The sequence below is a fragment of the Streptomyces sp. NPDC045899 genome (assembly GCF_056431485.1).
Window position 1 is genome coordinate 274,836 of the sequence record NZ_JBWKKP010000003.1, and the last position, 19,610, is coordinate 294,445.

A 19,610-nucleotide genomic window follows, 5' to 3' on the forward strand; every position below is an offset into this window, starting at 1 on the left:
ACGTTAGGCCGTGACGGCCCGCGCCGTCCGCCCACGCGCCGTGCCGTCACCGCTCCGTAAGGGTTCGGAGGCGGTCCCGGGCGCCCGTGCCGGCTCCGTGATGCGACCCCGCCGCTCCTGGGCGATCCTGTGATGACCAGCGTCGAGAGGCCAACGATGCGCACCACAGGTCTGACATCCCGGACGCTGACCGCCCTCCGCGCCAAGAGGCCCTATCCGGCGGTCACCATCACCCTCCCGACCCACCGCCGCGAAACGGACAACGCCCAGGACTCGGTGCGGCTGCGCAACCTCGTCGCCGAGGCCAAACGGCGTCTGGAGGCGGCCCCGGACGTGCCGCGCGACGCCCGCTTCGACATCAGCGCGCAGCTCGACCGCGCCGTGGCCGACGCGGATCTGCGCTACGCCCTGGACTCACTGGTGATCTTCGCGGCGAAGGGCGAGTACGAGGTCTGGTCACTGCCGAGGACGGCTCCCGAGCGCGTGGTCCTGAGCGACACCTTCCTCACCCGCAACCTGGTCGCGGCGCGTGAGCGGACCCGTCCGTACTGGGTGCTCACGGTCGCCTCGGACCACACCGCGCTGTGGGGCGGCACCGACGGCTCGCTCCAGCAGGTGCGCGCGGCCGGGTTCCCGATGGCCCCCGAGCCGGGCGACAACGAGGACGTGGAGCGCGAGGAGCGGATCGGCAACGCGCCGGGGATCTACGACGACGAGCGCACCCGGCAGTATCTGCGGCAGGTCGACACCGGCCTCGAAGGTCTGCTCGCGGGGGACCCCCGCCCGCTCTACCTGGTCGGGCTCGCCCCCGCGCTGAGCCTGCTGGACGAGGTGGGCTCGGCGGCGAAGGCCGCCGTGAGCCGGGTGCCCAAGGGCGGACTGGCCGGTGGCCCGGCCAAGGCGCTGACCGAGGCGCTGCGCCCGGCGCTGGGCGAGCAGGCCGCCCGCCACGCCGAACGGGTCATCCAGCGCACCGAGCAGGCCCAGGGGCGGCGGGCCTTCGCCGCCGGGCTGGAGGAGGTGTGGCAGGTGGTCCGGGAGGGCCGGATCGACCTGCTGGCGGTCGAGGAGAACTACCAGCGGCCCGTCCGGGTCACCGACGGACATCTGATCCCGGTCGACGCGGACGAGATGACCTCCGCCGAGCACGGTCCGGCCGTGCAGGAGGACATCGTGGACGAGATCATCGAGGCCGCGCTGGACACCGGCAGCGAGGTCGCCTTCGTCCCGGACGGCTCCCTCGCAGGGTGCGAACGCATCGCGGCGGTCCTCCGCTTCTGAGCACGGGCCGCTGGGCCCCCGTCGTCCGCCTGCTCGTCGATTTCCGGCCACCCGGCGCCCCGTTACGCCCGGATATGTGCCGGTACGGCCATCGCGTTGCCCTGCCCCTTTCGGTCACACGACACACACCACGGGGACCCTCCGGCGTTGCCTTCCGCTGTCAGCGTGGCGGCCACGCACGCAACCGAGGGACTGGGAGCAGCATGACGGCCACCACCGGGCACACCGCGCGGCGCCCCCGCGGCCTCGACGACGTCAAGGGCTGGTTCCCCAGTCTCGACCAGGTGCTCTTCGACCGCTTCCTGGCCCGCCAGGAGCGCCATGAGCAGCGCGGGGACCTTCTGGAGATGGGCGCCTACCTGGGCAAGAGTGCCATCTTCACCGCCGCCTATCTGCGGAGCGGCGAACGCTTCACGGTCTGCGACCTCTTCGGGGCCGACGCACCGGACGAGCGGAACGCGGCGGAGGCCCGTACCTCGTACGCCACCCTCACCCGTACCGCCTTCGAGCAGAACTACCTGGCCTTCCACGACGAACTGCCCGAGGTGGTCCAGGGCCCGACCTCCGTGGTGCCGCACCACGTCGGTCCGGACAGCTGCCGTTTCGTGCACATCGACGCCTCGCACCTGTACGAGCACGTGGTGGGCGACATCGACACCGCGCGCACCGCGCTCGCCCCCGACGGCCTGGTCGTACTGGACGACTTCCGCTCCGAGCACACCCCGGGCGTGGCCGCCGCGGCCTGGGAGGCGGTGTTCACCCGGGGGCTGCGGCCGGTCTGCCTCAGCACCCAGAAGCTCTACGGGACCTGGGGCGACCCCACCGCGTTGCAGGACGAGCTGCTCGCCGACGAGGAGTGGCGGTCGGCGCTGCGCACGAGCGTGCAGGAGATCGCGGGACGCCGGATACTGCGGTTCTCCGGCAAGCCGCCGAACCCGGCCGCACCGCGTTCCCGATACGCCGGTGAGCCGTGCGGGACCACCCGGGCCCCGTCCGGCGCGCCGGGCCGGGCCGGGGCGGGCCGCACCCCGCCCTCGCCGGTCCGGCGGCTCGCCGCCGATGTCCTGCCGCCGGTGGTCACCCGGGCGATCCGCCGCAGGCGACGTCCCGCCGGCTGAGCGCGACCGTCCGCCATGCCCCGGCGGTCCGCCCGCGCCCCGGCGGTCAGCGCCGCCGCAGGGCCGGGTGGTCCGCCACCACCGTGCAGGACCCGGGCGCCACCTCGGTGAAGCCCGCGTCCCGCACCACCGGAAGCCCGCTCGTGGTGAGCGCCTCCCAGCGCGCGGGTGACGCGGTGCGCACCGCCAGCGGGAAGCCCGCGGCCCGCCAGGCCGCCCGCGCCGTGCCGTCCAGCCGCCACCAGGCGAGCTGGGCGCCGTGCCCGGCCTGGGCCATCGCCTTGCCCGCCGACATATCGACATGGGGATTCATCCACAGGACCGGCTCGTCAGGGCCGGGCGAGGCCGGGGGCTCCGGATCGTCCAGGTCGGTGCCGGACACCTGGAGCTTGACCAGCTCCTTCGGCCAGCCGTTCAGCGGCACCGGCGGGAAGACACGTACCTCCGCCTCCGCCCGGCCGTCCGTCACCCGCCCGGTCAGGGTGATGCCCGGCAGTGTCCCGGCACGCCGCCACTCCGCGCCGCGTGCCCGCCGCACCACCTTGCGGATCCGGGCGTCCTGCCAGGCCGCCACGGCCTCGGCCCATTCGCCGTCCGCCGCGGTCGCCCGCTCGTCCGACAGCAGGACCAGCACCGCGCGGGCCGCCGTCTCCAGGGCGTCGGTACGGGTCGGCGGCGCGGCCTTCTCGATCCGGACCACCAGGGGCAGGACGAACTGCGGCGCGGCGTCCCGGTCGGTCTCCGCGGTACGGAACGGGCTGGTCTCGGGGTGGGTTCCGGAGCTGGTCACGCGCCCCAGTCTGCCAGCAGGGCGTACGTCACGAGTCCGTCGGATATTGCGAAATGATCAGCAAGCCCGGAATTATGTGTACATGCAGAGTGATCTCTTCTCCCCGGAGTACATGGCGCAGTTCGCCACCGCGCCGGGGATGACCCTCCAGAACCCGAAATCGATCAAGTACGCGGTCAACGGCGAGTGTTACGCCCGCCAGGGCGCCATGGTCGCCTTCCGCGGTGACCTCACCTTCGAGAAGCACGGCCAGGGCGTCGGTAAGTTCCTCAAGCGCGCGGTCACCGGCGAGGGCCTGGCGCTCATGGTCGTCCGGGGCCAGGGCGAGGCGTGGTTCGCGCACGAGGCGGCCAACTGCTTCGTGGTGGACCTCGCCCCCGGCGACAGCCTCACCATCAACGGACGCAGCGTCCTGTGCTTCGACTCCTCCCTCTCCTATGAGATAGCGATGCTCAAAGGCGCGGGGATGACGGGCGGAGGTCTGTTCAACACCGTGTTCAGCGGCGCCGGACGGCTCGGCCTCATCTGCGAGGGCAACCCCATCGTCATCCCGGTGTCCGCCACCGACCCGGTGTGCGTGGACACCGACGCGGTCGTCGGCTGGACGACCTCGCTGCGCACCTCGCTGCACCGCTCACAGAGCTTCGGCTCGATGCTGCGCGGCGGTTCGGGGGAGGCCGTCCAGCTCCGGCTGGACGGGGAGGGGTTCGTCATCGTGCGCCCGAGCGAGGTCAAGCCCGAGAAGAACGGCTCCAACTGAGCCACGGCGGTGGCCGGTCCTCGGGCAGGACACGGCCTAGGCTCAACCGGTATGAGACTGCGAGGAGTCGGCCGGCGCTACGGTCTGGGCGGGCCCTGGGTGCTGCGGGGGATCGACCTCGAACTGGCACCCGGTTCGCTGGTCCGCGTGGAGGGCACCAACGGCAGCGGGAAGTCCACCCTGCTGCGGCTGCTCGCCGGGATCGACGCGCCGAGCGCGGGCCGGATCACCGGCCGTCCGCGCACCGCGTACGTACCCGAGCGCTTCCCGGCCGAACTCCCCCTCTCCGCCCGTGGCTACCTGGTCCACCTGGGGCGCATCCACGGACTGGGGCGTACGGCGGCGGAGCGCGGGGCGGGGGAGTGGCTGGAACGGTTCGGCGCTGCCGGACACGCCGACACCGCGCTCACCGAGCTGTCCAAGGGCAGCAGCCAGAAGGTGGCCGTGGCGCAGGCGCTGCTCGGCGCCCCCGGGCTGCTGGTCCTGGACGAGGCGTGGACCGGCCTGGACCAGGCGGCGCGCGCCGAACTGGACGCCGCCGTCGCCGAACGGGTCGCGGCGGGAGGCACGGTCGTCTTCGTCGACCACGACCCCCGGCGGCTGTCCGGCGCCGCCGACACCGTCCTCCGCGTCGCCGACACGCGGCTGACGCCGGTGGCGGTGCACCGGCCGGACACGTCGGGCCCGCGGCCCAGGGACCCGGAGGACGGTGCGGGGCCGTGGGTGGCGGTGGTGACCGAGGGCCCGCCGGGCACCGGACTCCCGCCGGATCTGCCCGGCGCGCCGCGCCACGAGCCCCTCGCGCCGGGGCGCGCCGGCACCGGCCCCGTACGGCTGACCGTCGGCGCCGTGCACTCCGACGCGCTGCTGCGCACCCTGCTCACCGCCCATCCGCCGTGGCACATCCGCTCCGTGACGGAGCCACCGGTCACGGCGGCGACGCCCCCGGAGGGACCATGACCGCCCTGCTGCGCTACCAGGCCGCGCTGCTGGTCCGTTCACAGCGCTGGCTGTCGCCGGTGCTGCTCTACGCCGCCTTCATGGGCATCGCGGTGCGGGCCGGGGACCCGGTCCTCGACTCCTTCGGCTACGCCGCCGCCGCGCTGCTCCCGGTGGCGGCCTGGCTGGTGCGGGTGTGCACCACCACCGAGCCCGCCGCGGCGCGGACCTGCGCGGCCGCGGCGGCGGGACCCGCCCGGGCGCACCTCGCCTCGGTGCTCACCGCGCTCCTCGGCGCACTCGCGCTCGGCACCGTGGGGACCCTGTACGTCGCCCTCATCGGCGATCCGCACACCGCGGACCACCGGACCGGGATCCCGCTGGGGAGGGCGACCGCCGCGGGGCTGCTGGCCGCCCTCGCCTGCGCGCTGCTCGGCACGGCCGTCGGCGCGCTGTGCAACCGGCCGCTGCTGCGCGGCCCCGGCTGGGCCGTCTCCGCCACCGCGGTCACCACGCTGCTGGTGCTGGTGGCCGGTGCCTCGCCCGCGAACGCCGCGGTGTCGGGGCTGGTCGAGGGGTCGCACACCGGCGCCGTACCGCTGCCGCTGCTCCCGCTGGCCGTGACCTGCCCGGCCGCCGCCGGGGCGATCGCCCTGGCCTGCGCCCTCAGCTCCCGCCGGACGTAGCGGGGCCCGGGCGCGACGGCGTCCGGGGAACCGCGCGACCGCCCATGACGCGGCCGCGCGGCACGTCCCGCGGAGCGCTCAGTGCTTCCAGGGGCCGGTCACCGCGAACGTGGTCCCGGGCGTGTAGCAGTTGACGTACATCGTCCCGCCGTCCGGGGCGAAGGTGACACCCGCGAACTCACCCCATTCCGGCTTCTCCGGGGTGCCGATGTTCTGCCGTCCGCGGGCCATCGGATAGACCTCGCCGCGCCGGGTCAGCCCGAAGACGTGCTGGGCGCCGTCACCGTCCTCGCACACCATCAGGCCGCCGCTGGGCGCCAGCGTGATGTTGTCGGGGGACTCGCCGGGCAGCTGGAGGTCGGTGTCCGGTCCGAAGACGATCACCAGGGTGAGCCGCCTCCGCTGCGGGTCGTAGCGCCAGATCTGGCCGTAGTGGTCGGCCGCCGAACCGTCCGAGCTCTTGGCGAAGCTGGAGACGAAGTAGACCGACGACCCGCCCCAGTAGCAGCCCTCCAGCTTCTGGGCGTGGGTGATACCGCCCGCGCCGAAGTCCTGGAAGCGGATGGGGGTCTCCTTGGCGAGCGGATCGGGGACCGTCACCCACTCGATGCCGTCGAAGGTGGTGCCGGTCTCCTGGATCGTGGAGAGGTCGCGTACACCCGGCACCCGCATCGCCTGGAGTTCACCGCCCGCGCGGAGCGAGCCGGTGCCGCCGAGGGGCTTCTTCGGACGGAACCGGTAGAAGAGCCCGAACGGCTTCTCGAAGGCGTCCTCGGTCTCGTAGACGATGCCGTTGCGCGGGTCGACCGCGATGGCCTCGTGCTGGAAGCGGCCCATGGCGGTGAGCGGCACGGCGCCGGTGCGGCGCGGGTCGTAGGGGTCGACCTCGAAGATGAAGCCGTGGTCCTTGGTGTACCCGTTGGTCCCGGCCTTGTCCTCGGTCTCCTCGCAGGTCAGCCAGGTGTGCCAGGGGGTGGGGCCGCCCGCGCAGTTGACCGCGGTGCCCGCGATGGCGACGCGCTCGGAGATCACCTGGTTGCGGGCGTCGAGCTCGAGGGCGGTACAGCCGCCCAGGCCCGCCGGGTCGTAGGTGAGGCCCTTGACGGCGGGGACGCGGATCTTGGCGGTCACGCGGTTCTCGTGGTTGCGGACGAGGTGGGTGCGGCCGTGCCTGCCGCTGGACCGGCCCGGGAAGGCGGCCATGCCGTCGCAGTTGCTGGGCACCTTGCCCTCGCCCGAGCGCAGTTCGTCGCCCTCCCGGGACAGCACCCGGTAGCGGAATCCCTTGGGGAGGTCGAGCAGACCGTCGGGGTCGGGGACGAGCGGGCCGTAGCCACCGTGGGCGGCCGCCCCGGCGGCGGAGTCGGATTCGGCGGCCGAGGCCGTACCGGCGAAGAGTTCCGGGATGGCTCCGGTGAAGGCGATGGAGGCGCCCAGCGCACCGGTGCGGCCCAGAACCTGACGTCGTGTCGCTGACATGCGGTAACTCCCTGCTGGCGGACAGGAAATATGACCGCACGTGTGTATCACGCGCACGCCCGCGCGGGAACCATCTGATCCGTGTCGGCTGCGCGCGTCCCTCCCGGTGGCGGCCGGGGTGCGGTGCGGGCCGGCCGGCGGCTCAGTGTCCGCCGTGCGTCCCGGCGAGCCCCTTGGCGTCCCGGGCCAGGGCCGTGAGCCGGGATATCGCCCGGAAGTACTTCTTCCGGTAGCCGCCGTTGAGCATCTCCTCGCTGAACAGCTGGTCGAAGGGGACACCGGACGCCAGCACCGGCACCTCGCGGTCGTAGAGCCGGTCCGCCAGGACCACCAGCCGCAGCGCGGTGGACTGGTCCGGTACCGGGCCGACTCCGGTCAGGCATACGGCCTGGACGCCGTCGCACATCGCGCCGTAGCGGCTCGGGTGCACGCGGGAGAGGTGCTCCAGAAGGGAGGGGAAGTCGTCGAGCGAGGCGCCGGGGGTGCGGTACGCCGCGCGCGTCACCGTGTCGTCGGAGTGCGGGGCGGGAGCCTCGGGCAGCCCGCGGTGCCGGTAGTCCTCGCCGTCGATGCGCAGGGGACGGAAGTGGGCGGACAGCCCCTGTATCTCGCGCAGGAAGTCGGCGGCGGCGAACCGGCCCTCGCCCAGCTTGCCGGGGAGCGTGTTGGAGGTCGCGGCCAGTGCCACGCCCGCCTCGACCAGTTTGCCGAGGAGGGTGGAGACCAGCACGGTGTCGCCCGGGTCGTCCAGTTCGAACTCGTCGATGCACAGCAGCCGGTGGCCACTGAGAGTCCGCACGGTCTGCTGGAAGCCGAGGGCGCCGACCAGGTTGGTCAGCTCCACGAAGGTGCCGAACGCCTTCTGCTCGGGGGCGGCCGGGGTGGCGTGCCAGAGGGAGGCCAGCAGATGGGTCTTGCCGACGCCGTAGCCGCCGTCCAGGTACATCCCGCGCGGGCCGCTGGGGACGGTGGGCTTGGGCTCCCGCCGGAACCAGTGCCGCCGCCGCCCGTCCTTCGCGCTCGCCCCGCCGCCGAGTCCCTCGGCGAAGTCGCTGAGCGCCTTGACGGCCTCGGCCTGGCTGGGCTGGTCGCGGTCCGGGATGTAATTGTCGAAGCTCACCGTCGCGAAGCGGGGCGGCGGCACCATCTCGGCGACCAGGCGCTCGGCAGGAACCTGCGGCGCGCGGGCGGTGAGGGCTACCGGGGCTTCGGCGGCTATCGGGCCTGCCGAGCCAGAAGTGGTGGTTGGTGCAGACACGGAAGTCCAGGGTAGTCGCTTTTCCGGGGCCGACCGACCGAGAGGGAGGCATGTCACACTGCGCCGTATGCGACGCCTGTTCCCGCTGTCCACCGAACCGACCACCGGATCCGCCGCGGCACGCGGCGCCGAGGACCGTGAATGGGGGCTGGACGAGCTCGCCGACGCCTATGCCTACCCGGACCGGCCGCCGGGTCCCACCGGAGCCGTACTGCGGGCCAACATGGTCTCCTCGCTCGACGGCGCGGCCCATCACGACGGCCGCTCGCAGCCGCTGTCGTCCACCGCCGATATGCGGATCTTCGGAGTGCTGCGCGGTCTTGCCGACGCCGTCGTCGTCGGTGCCGAGACCGTCCGCAGGGAGGGCTATCGCCCCGCGCGGGCCCGGGGGGCGTTCGCCGAGCGCCGGGCGGCGCTCGGCCAGGCCCCCGCGCCCGCCATCGCCGTCGTCAGCGCCGGTCTGGACCTGGACTTCTCGCTGCCGCTGTTCACCGAGCCGGTGGTGCCGACGCTGGTGATCACCGGCGGCCGGGCGGCCGGGGACCGGCTGGCGGCGGCCCGCGCGTCCGGCGCCGAAGTGGTGCTCGCCGGGGACGCGGAGTCCGGCCGGGTGGACGCCACCACGATCGTGACCGCCCTGGCCGCGCGCGGTCACACCCGGCTGCTGACCGAGGGCGGCCCGAAACTCCTAGGACTGTTTGCCGCAGCCGGGGTACTCGACGAGCTATGTCTGTCGGTGGCGCCCATGCTGGCCGCGGGGGATGCGGCGCGCATCGTCAACGGTCCCGCCCTGGTGGAACCGGAACGGTTCGCTCTTGCTTCTGTCCTGGAGGAAGCCGGTTTCCTTTTCACCCGCTACCGTCGGATTTACCAATAATGTTGCAGTAAAGGCATAAACGGACTGGATTCCTGGATTCCGGTATTGGATCCGTGAATGGAGAAGGGCGCCTGCCGTGTTCACGAGCGTTTTGATGATCGAGAAGCCCCTGACCCCTGCCGACGTGGAGTTCGTCACCACCCTGCACGGTGCGGACGCGGTGTCCTTCATCGTGTTGATGCAGCCCCGGGGCAGCAAGGACCGGCTGCTGCGCGCCATTGACGACATCGCGCTGGGCGAGCTGGAGCAGGCCGCGCAGGAGCGGGAGGAGCCCGAGGGCAGCGAGGCGCTGGAGCCCGCCGAGCGCGCCCTCAACCACTCGGTGGCGGCCCTGGAGAAGGCCGGGTGCAAGGCCAGAGGCCATGTCGTCCAGCGCCGCCCGCTGGAGGTGCTGCGCGGTGTGGTCGAGGAGACCGGCGCCGACGAGGTGATCGTGCTGACCGCCCCGCACTTCGTGGAGGAGTTCTTCCACCGCGACTGGGCCTCCAGGGCCCGCCACACCGTCGGCGTCCCGGTGCTCAAGCTGTTCTCCCACGCCGTGGACGAGGAGCAGACGACGGGAGGCTGAGCGCGGCGGTCGCGGCCTTGGGCGGGGCCGGGCGGCACGGGGTGCGAGAATCGGGGCCGACAACGAGAACCGCGAACCAGGGAGACCCGTACATGGCACCGGCCGGCACCGCCTCCGACGCGCTGGATCGACCGCATTTCATCGGCATCGGCGGCGCCGGGATGTCGGGCGTCGCCAAGGTGCTCGCCCAGCGCGGCGCCCTGGTCGCGGGCAGTGACAGCAAGGACTCCCCGACCGTCGCCGCGCTGCGCGCCGCGGGCGCCACCGTGCACATCGGCCACGCCGCCGAGCACATCGCGTCCGACGCCACCAGCGTGGTGATCTCCAGCGCCATCCGCGCCGACAACCTGGAGCTGGTCACCGCCGTCGAGCGCGGCATCCCGGTGGTGCACCGCTCCGACGCGCTGGCCGCGCTGATGGACGGCGCCCGGCCGATCGCTGTCGCGGGCACCCACGGCAAGACCACCACCACCTCGATGCTCGCCGTCTCCCTGGGCAGCCTGGGCCTCGACCCCACCTACGTCATCGGCGGTGACCTGGACGCCCCCGGCTCCAGCGCCCGCCACGGCAAGGGCGAGATCTTCGTCGCCGAGGCCGACGAGAGCGACCGCAGCTTCCACAAGTACGCCCCCGAGGTCGCCATCGTCCTCAACGTGGAGCTCGACCACCACGCCAACTACGCCTCGATGGACGAGATCTACGAGTCCTTCGAGACCTTCGTGGGCCGGATCCGGCCGGGCGGCGCGCTCGTGATCTCCGCCGACCACGACGGCGCCCGTGAGCTGACCGCCCGGGTGAAGGGCCGCGAGGGGCTGCGGGTCCTGACCTACGGCGAGGACGAGGGTGCGGACGTCCGGGTGCTCGACATCGTCCAGCACGGTCTGACCAGCCAGGTCACCGTGCGGCTCGCCGATGTCCTGGGCGGCCGGGAGCTCACCTTCGCCGTCTCCGTCCCCGGCCGCCACTACGCGCTCAACGCGGTGGCCGCGCTCACCGCGGGCGCCGCCCTCGGTGTGCCCGCCGCCGACCTCGCCCCCGCGATCGCCGCGTACACCGGCGTCAAGCGACGGCTCCAGCTCAAGGGCACCGCGGCCGGGGTGCAGGTCATCGACTCCTACGCGCACCACCCCACCGAGATCGCCGCCGACCTGGAGGCGATCCGCGGCGGCGCCGGGGAGGGGCGGGTCCTGGTGGTCTTCCAGCCGCATCTGTTCAGCCGCACCCAGGAACTGGGCACCGAGATGGGCGAGGCCCTGACGCTCGCGGACGCCTCCGTGGTCCTGGACATCTACCCGGCCCGCGAGGACCCCGTCCCGGGCATCACCAGCGCCCTGGTCATCGACGCCGCCGCGCGCGGGGGCGCCGATGTGACCGCCGAGCACGACCGGACCGCGGTCCCCGGGCTGATCGCCGGAATGGCCAAGCCCGGTGACCTTGTTCTCACCATGGGCGCGGGCGACGTGACCGATCTCGGTCCGGAGATCCTCGCCCGTCTGGAGAGCCCGGAGAGCCGCGAGAGCTGAGGAGTCCGCCGATGGCGTACGAGATCGACAAGCCGGACGAGCAGTGGCGCGCGGAGCTGAGCCCGGAGGAGTACCAGGTCCTGCGGGAGGCCGGTACCGAGCGTGCCTTCACCGGTGAGTACACCGACACCAAGACGACCGGCGTGTACTCCTGCCGGGCGTGCGGGGCCGAGCTGTTCCGCTCGGACACCAAGTTCGAGAGCCACTGCGGCTGGCCGTCGTTCTACGACCCGGCGGACACCTCCGCGGTCGAGCTGATCGAGGACCGCTCGTACGGCATGGTCCGCACCGAGGTGCGCTGCGCCCGGTGCGGGTCCCACCTGGGACACGTCTTCGCGGGTGAGGGCTATCCGACCCCGACCGACCAGCGGTACTGCATCAACTCCATCTCGCTGCGGCTGACGCCCCGGGAGAGCTGAGGCCGGGCGCCGGATGGTCCCGGTGGATATGCGAAGGGGTGGCGTGATCGGTGCGGCCGGGCCCACGATGGCCGGATGCTGAGTACCTTCATCGCCTTCCTGGGGGCCTGCACCCTGATCGCCGCCTCCCCCGGCCCGAGCACCGTCCTGATCATCCGGCAGTCGCTCATGAGCAAGCGTGCGGGGCTGCTGACGGTCCTCGGCAATGAGACGGGGATCTTCATCTGGGGCCTGGTCGCGGCCTTCGGGCTCACCGGGCTGCTCGCCGCCTCCGAGCTGGCGTACGACGTCATGCGGATCACCGGCGCGGTGGTGCTGGTGGGCTTCGGCGTCCAGACACTGCGCTCGGCGCGCCGCGCCAAGCGGGAGGGCGAGGACGCGGCGGCCGACGGGGCAGCCACCGCACCGGCCCCGCTCGGACGCGGCTCGGGGTGGCGCTCCTACCGCGCGGGGCTGGTGATGAACCTGGCCAACCCCAAGGCGGCCGTCTTCGCGCTGTCCTTCCTGCCGCAGTTCGTACCGTCCGGCGCGCCGAAGCTGCCCACGATGGTGGCGCTCGCGGCGGTGTGGGCGGTCTACGAGATCGGCTACTACTCGGTCTACGTCTGGTGCGTGAGCCGGCTGAAGGGTCTGCTGAGCCGGGCCACCGTACGCCGCAGGATGGAGCAGGTCTCCGGCGGGGTGCTGGTGGCCCTGGGCGTGCGTATGGCCGTCGAGGGCTGAGAACCCCGGGCCGCGTCCGCGCGGTCAGCCGGTCGCGTGGCGCAGGACGGCCGCCGACCCGGGCGGCAGCCGCAGCACGCCGTCCGCGCCCGGGAGCTCGACCGGCCGCCAGGCGGCCACCACCTCGGTGATCCCGCCGGGTCCGGTGCCCAGCGGGATCTTGGCCGGACGGTCCTGGAGGTTGATGAGCACATGGAGGGGGCCGCGCCGGAAGCCGAACCAGCCGTCGTCCGCCGTGCCCGCCGCCGAGGCGCCGGAGGTCACCGACGTCGGCCAGCCCGGATCGGTGAGCGCCGGTTCCGCGCGGCGCAGCGCGATCAGCCGCCGGTGCCAGTCGAGCAGTTCGGCATGGGGCTCCCGCTCCGGCTCCGACCAGTCGAGACAGGACCGCAGCCGGGTGGCCGGATCCTGCGGGTCGGGGATCTCCGCCTCGGCCCAGCCGTGCGCGGCGAACTCCCGGCGGCGGCCCTGCCGTACCGCCTCGGCGAGCTCCGGGTCCTGGTGGTCGGTGAAGTACTGCCAGGGCGTACCGGCGCCCCACTCCTCGCCCATGAACAGCATCGGGGTGAACGGCGAGCACAGGACGAGGGCCGCCGCGCAGGCCAGCGGACCGGGGGACAGCCGGTGGGAGAGCCGGTCGCCGGTCGCCCGGTTGCCGATCTGGTCATGGGTCTGGGCGTAGCCGAGCAGCCGGTACGCGGGGGCGGTGAGGGTGTTCAGCGGACTGCCGTGCGCCCGGCCCCGGAAGGCCGAATGGCCGCCGTCGTGGAAGAAGCCGCCGGTCAGCGTTTTGGCCAGGGCTCCGGGACCCGCGGCGGCGAAGTCGGCGTAGTAGCCCTGGCGCTCACCCGTGAGCAGGGTGTGCAGGGCGTGATGGAAGTCGTCGTTCCACTGCGCGTGCAGTCCGAGGCCGCCGGACTCGCGCGGTGTGGTGGTGCGCGGATCGTTCAGATCGGACTCGCCGATCAGGAACAGCGGGCGGCCGGTCCGGGCGGCCAGCGCGTCCACGGCGGCGGACAGTTCGGCGAGGAAGTGGCGCGCCCGGGTGTCGTGCAGCGCGTGCACGGCGTCCAGCCGCAGCCCGTCGAGGCGGAAGTCGCGCAGCCAGGCGAGGGCGCTGCCGATGAAGTACGCGCGGACCTCGTCGGAGCCGGGGGCGTCCAGGTTGACCGCGGCGCCCCACGGGGTGTGGTGGGTGTCGGTGAAGTACGGGCCGTAGGCGGGCAGATGGTTGCCGGAGGGGCCCAGGTGGTTGTGGACCACGTCGAGGACCACACCGAGGCCGTGGCCGTGGGCGGCGTCGACGAAGCAGGCCAGGCCCTCCGGTCCGCCGTACGGCTCGTGCACGGCCCACGGTGCCACCCCGTCGTACCCCCAGCCGTGGGTCCCTGGGAACGGGCAGACAGGCATCAGCTGCACATGGCTGACGCCCAACGCGGCCAGGTGCGGCAGCCGTTCGGCCGCCGCGTCGAAGGTGCCCTCGTGGGTGAAGGTGCCGATGTGCAGCTCGTAGAGGACCGCGCCCGGCAGCGGCCGGCCGAACCACTCCCGCTCCCAGGGGAGGCGGGAGTGGTCCACGACGGCGCTCAGCCCCTCGGGGCCGTCCGGCTGGCGGCGCGAGCGCGGATCGGGCAGCGGCGGGCCGCCGTCGAGCGCGAAACCGTAGGCCGACCCGGGTCCGGCCTCGGCCTCGGTCCGCCACCAGCCCTGCCGGACGGGGTCGCGCTCCATGGGGCGCGCTACGCCGTCCACCTGGAGCCCGACCCGCCCGGCCCGCGGCGCCCACACCTCGAACAGCACTGGCGTCTCCCGTCTCACGGCCGCTCACCCCGTGCTCCGGCCCGAGGCTCCTGACCATGCTGGGGGACGCGGGGCCCGACGCGCAGCAGGACAACACCGGTCAACCGGCCGGACGCGCCGACCGGCCCAGCCGGTCACACGAGGTTGATGACCTCCTGGGTGACCGGGTAGCCCGCCCTGGCGAAGTGGGCCGCCATGGGCGCGTTGCCCTGGTCGGTCGCGGCGGCGATCCGGGTGGCGCCCCGTTCCACCAGGTCGTGGGTGCACTCCACCAGCAGGTCGTAGGCATAGCCGTGGCCGCGGTGCTCGGCCACGACCCCGATGTAGCCGACGCAGGGACCGCTCGGATTGTGCGCGGGCACCTGTATGCCGACCACGTTCCCGTCGGCATCGACGGCCAGCCGCCACCACTCGCGCGGTGACGGGCACCAGGACAGGAACTCCATCAGCTCACGGACCGCGGCCTCGGCACCGCCTTCGGCCATGGCCTTCACATCGTGTGCGTCGAGGGTGCCCGGCATGATCCGGCCGAGCACCCCGGCCACCACGGCGTCATCGGGCTCCGGCCGGAACGTCAGTCGTCCCGGCCGCTCGGGCAGCCCGTCGCCGGGCGTCCACTCGTAGCGGAACCGCTCGACCAGCGGGGTCAGACCGCCCGCCACGGCGGCGTCCACCCGGGCCTGTGCCGCGGCCCGCTCCTCGGGGCGGTCGCGCCAGCCCGGCGGGACCATCAGGGTGTACTCGGCGTGGTGGGGTGCGGTGCGCAACAACGCGGCCGCGGCTTCGTCCTCGCCGTCGGCGAAGTCGAACCAGTCCAGTGCGACGGGCTCGATGCCGTCGGGCGCGGCCCACCAGGCGGCGCGGGCCACGACGCGCCCGTCGCGCAGGGCCACCCAGGTCCAGTCGGGGCGGTACTCCCCGCCCTGGCCGATGGTGGCGTAGGTGCGGCCGAAGCGGCCCCGGCCGACGAGCTCGGGGTCCTTCAGGGTGTGGAACAGCTGGGCGTCGCCCTCGGTGAGCGCGCGGATGACCAGGTCGGTCATGTGAATCCTTCCGGAAAAGCGATGCGCTCCCGGGTCGGATACCTGATCAGACGCGGATACGCCCTGCGGACGGGGGGCGGGAGCGCGGAATGGTCGACACGATGTCCATGGCTCTCGCCTCCTTCCTGATCAAGGGCGTGTCCGCACTGTAGAGGCCGTGACGGGGCCGCGTCCAGATGTTTTCCGCGAGCCCGGTGCGGCGGGTGCGGTGTGGTGGGTCAGGGGTCGAGAAGGCCCGCGTCATGGGTCAACAGGGCCACCTGGACCCGGTTGTTGAGGCCCAGTTTGGTGAGGATCCGCGACACATGCGTCTTCACCGTGGGGACGCTCAGGAACAGCGCGGCGGCGATCTCCGCGTTGGACTTGCCCCGGCCCACGGCGACCGCCACCTCCCGCTCCCGGTCGTTCAGCCCGGTCAGCAACTCCTGCGCCCGGCCCCGCCGGGGATCCGGACCGATGCCCGCCACATGCTCGATGAGCTGCTGGGTGACCGCCGGGGACAGCACCGGATCGCCCTCCGCGACCCGCAGCACGGCCGCCACCAGCTCGGCGGGCGGGGTGTCTTTGAGGACGAAGCCCGCCGCCCCGGCGCGCAGGGCGCGCAGCACATGCTCATCCGCGTTGAAGGTGGTGAGGATGATGACCTCGGGGGACTGCGGGCGCCGCCGCAGCTCCTCGGTGGCGGCCAGTCCGTCCATGGTGGGCATCCGGATGTCCATCAGCACGACGTGCGGAGCGTACTGGTCCACCAGGGCGGCGACCTGCGAACCGTCGGACGCCTCGGCCACGATCTCGATTCCGCAGTCCCCGCCGAGCATCAGCCGCAGCCCGGCGCGGACGAGCGCGTCGTCGTCGACGAGCAGCACACGGACGGGGGCGGATCCGGGCCCGCGGCCCGCCGCGCTGGAGGAGGCGGGCGCGGTCGCGGGAGCCGGGGTGGGCGCGGAGGAGTCCGGCGGAGAAGCACTCATGCGGGCCACGGTAGCCATGCGTAGAGGCGGAAGTCGCCGCCTTCGGAGGGGCCGCTCTCCAGCCGCCCGCCGGTCAGCTCCGCGCGCTCGGCGAGCCCGATGAGCCCCCGGCCCGCACCGGGGATCGCACCGGGGGCCGCCGGGGGCGCGGCGCCGGGGCCGGGAGCGGCGAGGCCGGGGGCGGGGATGCCCACGGCGGCCAGTGCGTGTGACGTATCGTCAGATGTCCGCTTCCCGGCGGGTGTGAGCTCGAGGGAGCCGGACGCCGGCTGCGGGATTCCGGCGGCGCCCGGCGCCGATGGCGGGACGTCGGCACGGTGCAGCGGATTGCGGATCTCCACGGTCAGCCCGGCGCCCCTGCTCCCGGCCGTCACCACCGTCACCTCGGCGTACGGGGCGTGCTTACGGGCGTTGGTCAGCCCCTCCTGGACGATACGGTACGCCGTACGGCTCGTGGCGCCCGGCACCGCCTCCGCGCCCGGTGAGCCGTCGATCCGGTCCCGCAGCGTGACCCGCATCCCGGCCTGCCGCGACTCCTCGACCAGCCGCGGCAGATCGGTGAGCGCGGGCTGCGGCCGGTCGGGCGGGGACGCGTCGCCGGACTCGCCGTCCGGGGACCGCAGCACCCCGATCACCTCCCGCAGGTCCTGGAGCGCCTGATGGGCGCTGTCGCGGATCACCCCGGCGGCGCGGGCGACATCGTCGGGGGAGGCGTCCGGGCGGTACTCCAGCGCGCCCGCGTGGACGCTCAGCAGGGAGAGCCGGTGCGCCAGCACGTCGTGCATCTCCCGGGCGATCCGCTCACGGGTCAGCCGCTGGCTCCGCTCGGCGCGCAGCGCCGCCTCCGACTCCGCGCGCAGCGCGCGTTCGCGCAGCGACGCGAGCAACTGGCGGCGGGAGCGCACGAACATGCCCCAGCCGACGACCCCGCCGATCAGCAGCGCGCTCAGCAGCACCGTCTCCAGGTAGCGCAGATCCGGGTCCGGGCGGAGGGCCGGACCGGTCAGCAGATGGGCCACGGCGGCCGCGCCGACGAGCGCGAGGGTGCGCGGGGGACGGTGGACGGCGACGGTGAACAGCGCCACCAGCAACGGCCCCGCGACGTAGAACGAGATGGTGCCGAGGGCCAGCAGCGTCAGCGCGAGCCCCACCGGCCACCGGCGCCGCTGCCACAGCGCGAGGCAGGCCAGCGCCCCGGCGCTGACGTCGGCGAGCAGCGCGTCGTCCGACACCGACGGGTCCTCGGCCACCGACGCGGCGGCGAGGACCGAGAAGAACCCGGCCAGCACGATGACGGCGGGGTCGACGAACCAGTCGCGCAGGGTGCGGCGCGGCGGTTGCGCGGTGGATGAGCTGCCCATACGCACGACGGTAGCGACGGGCGCGAGCGGCGTCGCCGCTTCCGGCCGGGGAAGCGACCAAAGTCGGACGGCCCGATACCTTCGGCCGATCCGCCGTCACCGGTCCGCTGCCTAGCCTCGAGATATGAAGAAGGTACTGGAGGGGGCGGGGTCGCTCCTCGTGTTCTGGGGCCTGGCCGGTCTGGTGCACGAGCTCGTGGGCTGGTTCCGGTTCTGGGGTGTGCTGGGCCGTCTGCCCTTCGTGGACGGCCATGAGTGGGTCGCGAGTGGGGTGATCCTCGTGCTCGGTGTGTTCCTCGTGATGGTGGCCGAGGCGATGGACGGACGGCCCGCGGGCCCGGAGATATCCACGGCGGCGGAGAGCGCCGCGCAGGACAGGGCCTGAGGGGGAGACTGCCGGTCCGCGGCCAGGACCTCGGCCGGGACCGCGGACCGGGCCATCGGTCAGTGCTGGTGGAGACCCCGCCCGGCCAGCGTGAGGTAGGTCTCGCCGACGGCCTCGGAGAGGGTGGGATGCGGATGGATGTGCTGGGCCACATCGGCGGGTTCGGCGTCCCATCCCACGATGAGCTGGCTCTCCGCGATCATCTCCGAGACATGCGGGCCGACGAGATGCACGCCGAGGACCCGCCCGGCCGGAGTCGGTGTCGGTCCCGGTGCTGATACCGCTGCCGCCGATGACGGCTCCGCGGCCTGGGAGGCGGCCGTCCGCTCCGCGACGACCTTCACCATGCCGCCCTGCCCGTGCACCATGCCCTTGGCCACGGCGGTCAGCGGCATGGTGTTGACCACCACCGCGTCGTCGCCCGCGCGGCTGCGGGCCGTTGCCTCCGAGAGACCGACGGAGGCGGTCTGCGGACTGGAGTAGGTCACCCGGGGCACGGCGTCATAGTCCACCGGGCGGGGTGTGCGGCCCGCCAGAGTCTCGGCCACCAACAGGCCCTCAGCGAAGGAGGCATGGGCCAGTCCGAGGGAAGGAGGAGGCAGCAGATCACCGACGACATGGATACCCGGTACCGCGGTCTGAAGGCGCGACCAGTCGGCCGGGGCGAGGAAGCCGCGCTCATCGGTGGTGAGTCCGGCGGCGGCGAGGTCCAGCCCGTCGGTGACCGGGGTCCGGCCGACGGCCATGAGCAGCCGCTCGACGTCCAGGGTCTGGGCGGTGCCACGGGAGGTGAGGACGGTGGCACGCACTCCGGTCTCGTGCGGTTCGGCCGCCTCCAGCCGGGCGCCGGTGAGCACCTCGATACCGCGCCGTTTCAGCCCGCGGGTCAGCTGGCGGCTGACATCGGCGTCCTCCAGGGGCAGCAGCCGGTCCGCCGCCTCGACCAGGGTGACCCGTGCGCCCATGGAGCGGTGCAGCGAGGCGTATTCGACTCCGATGGCGCCTCCGCCCAGCACCAGCACGGAGGCGGGCAATCCGGGGGCGAAGAGGGCGTCATCGCTGGTGACGATGTGTCGGCCGTCCGGTGTCAGCCCTGGGAGGGTGCGCGGCCGGGAGCCGGTGGCCACCACGATGCCGCGGCGTGCGGTCCACTCGACCGGCGCACCCTGCGCGGCGGTCGCCGGGGTGACACGGACCGAGCGGGGGCCGGTCAGGGCGGCGGAGCCGTGCACCACCTGGACACCCGCCCGGGAGAGGGCGCCCGCCACCCCGCGGTGGTTGCGGTCCACGATGTCATCGCGGGTCGCGGTCAGGGCGGGCCAGTCCACCGCGTCCAGGGACGCCTTCACGCCCCAGCGCTCCCGCGCCTCCGCGATGCCGTCGACCAGTTCGGCGGCGTGCAGCATCGCCTTGCTGGGGACGCAGCCGCGGTGCAGACAGGTGCCGCCGATCAGATCGCGCTCGGCGAGCACCACTTCCAGGCCCAGGGCGGCGGCGCGCAGCGCGGTGCTGTAGCCGCCGGTGCCGCCCCCGATGACGATGACGTCGGTCTCATCCATGGGCATAAGCCTCCGCCCGGGATGGACCATGAGTCCAAGGCATAGTTTTTATGATTCCAATGGATTCTCT

The 19,610-nt window shown here is 73.3% G+C and carries 19 protein-coding genes; 11 read left to right on the forward strand and 8 right to left on the reverse strand.

Features of this window, described 5'->3' with window-relative positions:
• Positions 1 to 156: 156 nt before the first annotated feature.
• Both AC07FT_RS05875 and AC07FT_RS05880 read left to right on the forward strand, forming a co-directional pair.
• Complete coding sequence (locus AC07FT_RS05875) at positions 157 to 1,281, forward strand: baeRF3 domain-containing protein (protein ID WP_471193038.1); 1,125 nt, start codon at positions 157 to 159, stop codon at positions 1,279 to 1,281.
• 203 nt (positions 1,282 to 1,484) lie between these two features.
• Complete coding sequence (locus AC07FT_RS05880; protein ID WP_479174273.1) at positions 1,485 to 2,399, forward strand: class I SAM-dependent methyltransferase; 915 nt, start codon at positions 1,485 to 1,487, stop codon at positions 2,397 to 2,399.
• 46 nt (positions 2,400 to 2,445) lie between these two features.
• On the opposite strand, the gene AC07FT_RS05885 is transcribed toward AC07FT_RS05880, so the two are convergent.
• Positions 2,446 to 3,189 (reverse strand): peptidyl-tRNA hydrolase, encoded by a 744-nt coding sequence (locus AC07FT_RS05885; protein WP_479174275.1) that lies wholly within the window; start codon positions 3,187 to 3,189, stop codon positions 2,446 to 2,448.
• Positions 3,190 to 3,271: 82 nt separating this feature from the next.
• Here AC07FT_RS05885 and AC07FT_RS05890 point away from each other — a divergent pair, with 82 nt between their 5' ends.
• From AC07FT_RS05890 to AC07FT_RS05900, 3 genes are read left to right on the forward strand one after another with little or no spacing between them, the layout of a single operon-like run.
• Entirely contained in the window at positions 3,272 to 3,949 is a 678-nt protein-coding gene (locus AC07FT_RS05890) for an AIM24 family protein (RefSeq protein ID WP_471193044.1), read from the forward strand.
• Positions 3,950 to 4,000: 51 nt separating this feature from the next.
• Complete coding sequence (locus tag AC07FT_RS05895) at positions 4,001 to 4,909, forward strand: ABC transporter ATP-binding protein (RefSeq protein WP_479174277.1); 909 nt, start codon at positions 4,001 to 4,003, stop codon at positions 4,907 to 4,909.
• Positions 4,906 to 5,574, forward strand: coding sequence for an ABC transporter (locus AC07FT_RS05900; RefSeq protein ID WP_479174279.1), 669 nt, complete (start codon positions 4,906 to 4,908; stop codon positions 5,572 to 5,574). The genes AC07FT_RS05895 and AC07FT_RS05900 overlap by 4 nt, the downstream gene beginning before the upstream one ends.
• Before the next feature lie 78 nt (positions 5,575 to 5,652).
• Here the strand turns inward: AC07FT_RS05900 and AC07FT_RS05905 are convergent, their stop codons facing one another.
• Both AC07FT_RS05905 and zapE read right to left on the reverse strand, forming a co-directional pair.
• On the reverse strand, positions 5,653 to 7,053 hold the full coding sequence (locus AC07FT_RS05905; RefSeq protein WP_479174281.1) for an alkaline phosphatase PhoX: 1,401 nt from the start codon (positions 7,051 to 7,053) through the stop codon (positions 5,653 to 5,655).
• A 142-nt stretch (positions 7,054 to 7,195) separates the two neighbouring features.
• Positions 7,196 to 8,311: a cell division protein ZapE gene (gene zapE, locus AC07FT_RS05910; RefSeq protein WP_479174283.1), complete on the reverse strand. Its 1,116-nt coding sequence runs from the start codon at positions 8,309 to 8,311 to the stop codon at positions 7,196 to 7,198.
• A 67-nt stretch (positions 8,312 to 8,378) separates the two neighbouring features.
• Between zapE and AC07FT_RS05915 the strand changes: the two genes are divergently transcribed.
• From AC07FT_RS05915 to AC07FT_RS05935, 5 genes are all read left to right on the forward strand, one after another.
• The gene (locus tag AC07FT_RS05915; protein ID WP_479174285.1) at positions 8,379 to 9,188 is read left to right on the forward strand and encodes a pyrimidine reductase family protein; all 810 of its coding nucleotides are present in this window, start codon (positions 8,379 to 8,381) and stop codon (positions 9,186 to 9,188) included.
• 94 nt (positions 9,189 to 9,282) lie between these two features.
• Positions 9,283 to 9,756: an indole-3-glycerol phosphate synthase gene (locus tag AC07FT_RS05920; protein ID WP_471193055.1), complete on the forward strand. Its 474-nt coding sequence runs from the start codon at positions 9,283 to 9,285 to the stop codon at positions 9,754 to 9,756.
• Between the two features lie 92 nt (positions 9,757 to 9,848).
• Positions 9,849 to 11,279, forward strand: coding sequence for a UDP-N-acetylmuramate--L-alanine ligase (gene murC / locus AC07FT_RS05925; protein WP_479174287.1), 1,431 nt, complete (start codon positions 9,849 to 9,851; stop codon positions 11,277 to 11,279).
• An 11-nt stretch (positions 11,280 to 11,290) separates the two neighbouring features.
• The gene (msrB, locus tag AC07FT_RS05930; protein WP_254737346.1) at positions 11,291 to 11,698 is read left to right on the forward strand and encodes a peptide-methionine (R)-S-oxide reductase MsrB; all 408 of its coding nucleotides are present in this window, start codon (positions 11,291 to 11,293) and stop codon (positions 11,696 to 11,698) included.
• Between the two features lie 75 nt (positions 11,699 to 11,773).
• Entirely contained in the window at positions 11,774 to 12,421 is a 648-nt protein-coding gene (locus tag AC07FT_RS05935) for a LysE family translocator (RefSeq protein WP_479174289.1), read from the forward strand.
• A 24-nt stretch (positions 12,422 to 12,445) separates the two neighbouring features.
• Here the strand turns inward: AC07FT_RS05935 and treZ are convergent, their stop codons facing one another.
• From treZ to AC07FT_RS05955, 4 genes are all read right to left on the reverse strand, one after another.
• Positions 12,446 to 14,221, reverse strand: coding sequence for a malto-oligosyltrehalose trehalohydrolase (gene treZ, locus AC07FT_RS05940; RefSeq protein WP_479174524.1), 1,776 nt, complete (start codon positions 14,219 to 14,221; stop codon positions 12,446 to 12,448).
• A gap of 134 nt (positions 14,222 to 14,355) precedes the next feature.
• Positions 14,356 to 15,264 carry a GNAT family N-acetyltransferase gene (locus AC07FT_RS05945; protein ID WP_479174291.1) on the reverse strand — a complete coding sequence of 303 codons (909 nt, stop codon included), beginning with the start codon at positions 15,262 to 15,264 and terminating at the stop codon, positions 14,356 to 14,358.
• 218 nt (positions 15,265 to 15,482) lie between these two features.
• The gene (locus tag AC07FT_RS05950) at positions 15,483 to 16,235 is read right to left on the reverse strand and encodes a response regulator transcription factor (protein ID WP_479174293.1); all 753 of its coding nucleotides are present in this window, start codon (positions 16,233 to 16,235) and stop codon (positions 15,483 to 15,485) included.
• Positions 16,232 to 17,596, reverse strand: a complete 1,365-nt coding sequence (locus tag AC07FT_RS05955; RefSeq protein WP_479174295.1) for a sensor histidine kinase — start codon at positions 17,594 to 17,596, stop codon at positions 16,232 to 16,234. Before AC07FT_RS05955 ends, AC07FT_RS05950 begins: the two co-directional genes overlap by 4 nt.
• Positions 17,597 to 17,720: 124 nt before the next feature.
• On the opposite strand from AC07FT_RS05955, the gene AC07FT_RS05960 reads away from it, so the two are divergent.
• Positions 17,721 to 17,981, forward strand: a complete 261-nt coding sequence (locus AC07FT_RS05960) for a hypothetical protein (RefSeq protein ID WP_479174297.1) — start codon at positions 17,721 to 17,723, stop codon at positions 17,979 to 17,981.
• A gap of 59 nt (positions 17,982 to 18,040) precedes the next feature.
• Here AC07FT_RS05960 and AC07FT_RS05965 read toward each other — a convergent pair whose 3' ends face one another.
• Complete coding sequence (locus AC07FT_RS05965; RefSeq protein ID WP_479174299.1) at positions 18,041 to 19,540, reverse strand: dihydrolipoyl dehydrogenase; 1,500 nt, start codon at positions 19,538 to 19,540, stop codon at positions 18,041 to 18,043.
• Between the last annotated feature and the right edge of the window lie 70 nt (positions 19,541 to 19,610).

Coding starts and splice junctions, on each gene's coding strand:
- AC07FT_RS05875 (WP_471193038.1), top strand. CDS start 157: ATGCGCACCACAGGTCTGACATCCCGGACGCTGACCGCCCTCCGCGCC.
- AC07FT_RS05880 (WP_479174273.1), top strand. CDS start 1,485: ATGACGGCCACCACCGGGCACACCGCGCGGCGCCCCCGCGGCCTCGAC.
- AC07FT_RS05890 (WP_471193044.1), top strand. CDS start 3,272: ATGCAGAGTGATCTCTTCTCCCCGGAGTACATGGCGCAGTTCGCCACC.
- AC07FT_RS05895 (WP_479174277.1), top strand. CDS start 4,001: ATGAGACTGCGAGGAGTCGGCCGGCGCTACGGTCTGGGCGGGCCCTGG.
- AC07FT_RS05900 (WP_479174279.1), top strand. CDS start 4,906: ATGACCGCCCTGCTGCGCTACCAGGCCGCGCTGCTGGTCCGTTCACAG.
- AC07FT_RS05905 (WP_479174281.1), bottom strand. CDS start 7,053: ATGTCAGCGACACGACGTCAGGTTCTGGGCCGCACCGGTGCGCTGGGC.
- AC07FT_RS05915 (WP_479174285.1), top strand. CDS start 8,379: ATGCGACGCCTGTTCCCGCTGTCCACCGAACCGACCACCGGATCCGCC.
- AC07FT_RS05920 (WP_471193055.1), top strand. CDS start 9,283: ATGATCGAGAAGCCCCTGACCCCTGCCGACGTGGAGTTCGTCACCACC.
- murC (WP_479174287.1), top strand. CDS start 9,849: ATGGCACCGGCCGGCACCGCCTCCGACGCGCTGGATCGACCGCATTTC.
- msrB (WP_254737346.1), top strand. CDS start 11,291: ATGGCGTACGAGATCGACAAGCCGGACGAGCAGTGGCGCGCGGAGCTG.
- AC07FT_RS05935 (WP_479174289.1), top strand. CDS start 11,774: ATGCTGAGTACCTTCATCGCCTTCCTGGGGGCCTGCACCCTGATCGCC.
- AC07FT_RS05945 (WP_479174291.1), bottom strand. CDS start 15,264: ATGACCGACCTGGTCATCCGCGCGCTCACCGAGGGCGACGCCCAGCTG.
- AC07FT_RS05950 (WP_479174293.1), bottom strand. CDS start 16,235: ATGAGTGCTTCTCCGCCGGACTCCTCCGCGCCCACCCCGGCTCCCGCG.
- AC07FT_RS05955 (WP_479174295.1), bottom strand. CDS start 17,596: ATGGGCAGCTCATCCACCGCGCAACCGCCGCGCCGCACCCTGCGCGAC.
- AC07FT_RS05960 (WP_479174297.1), top strand. CDS start 17,721: ATGAAGAAGGTACTGGAGGGGGCGGGGTCGCTCCTCGTGTTCTGGGGC.
- AC07FT_RS05965 (WP_479174299.1), bottom strand. CDS start 19,540: ATGGATGAGACCGACGTCATCGTCATCGGGGGCGGCACCGGCGGCTAC.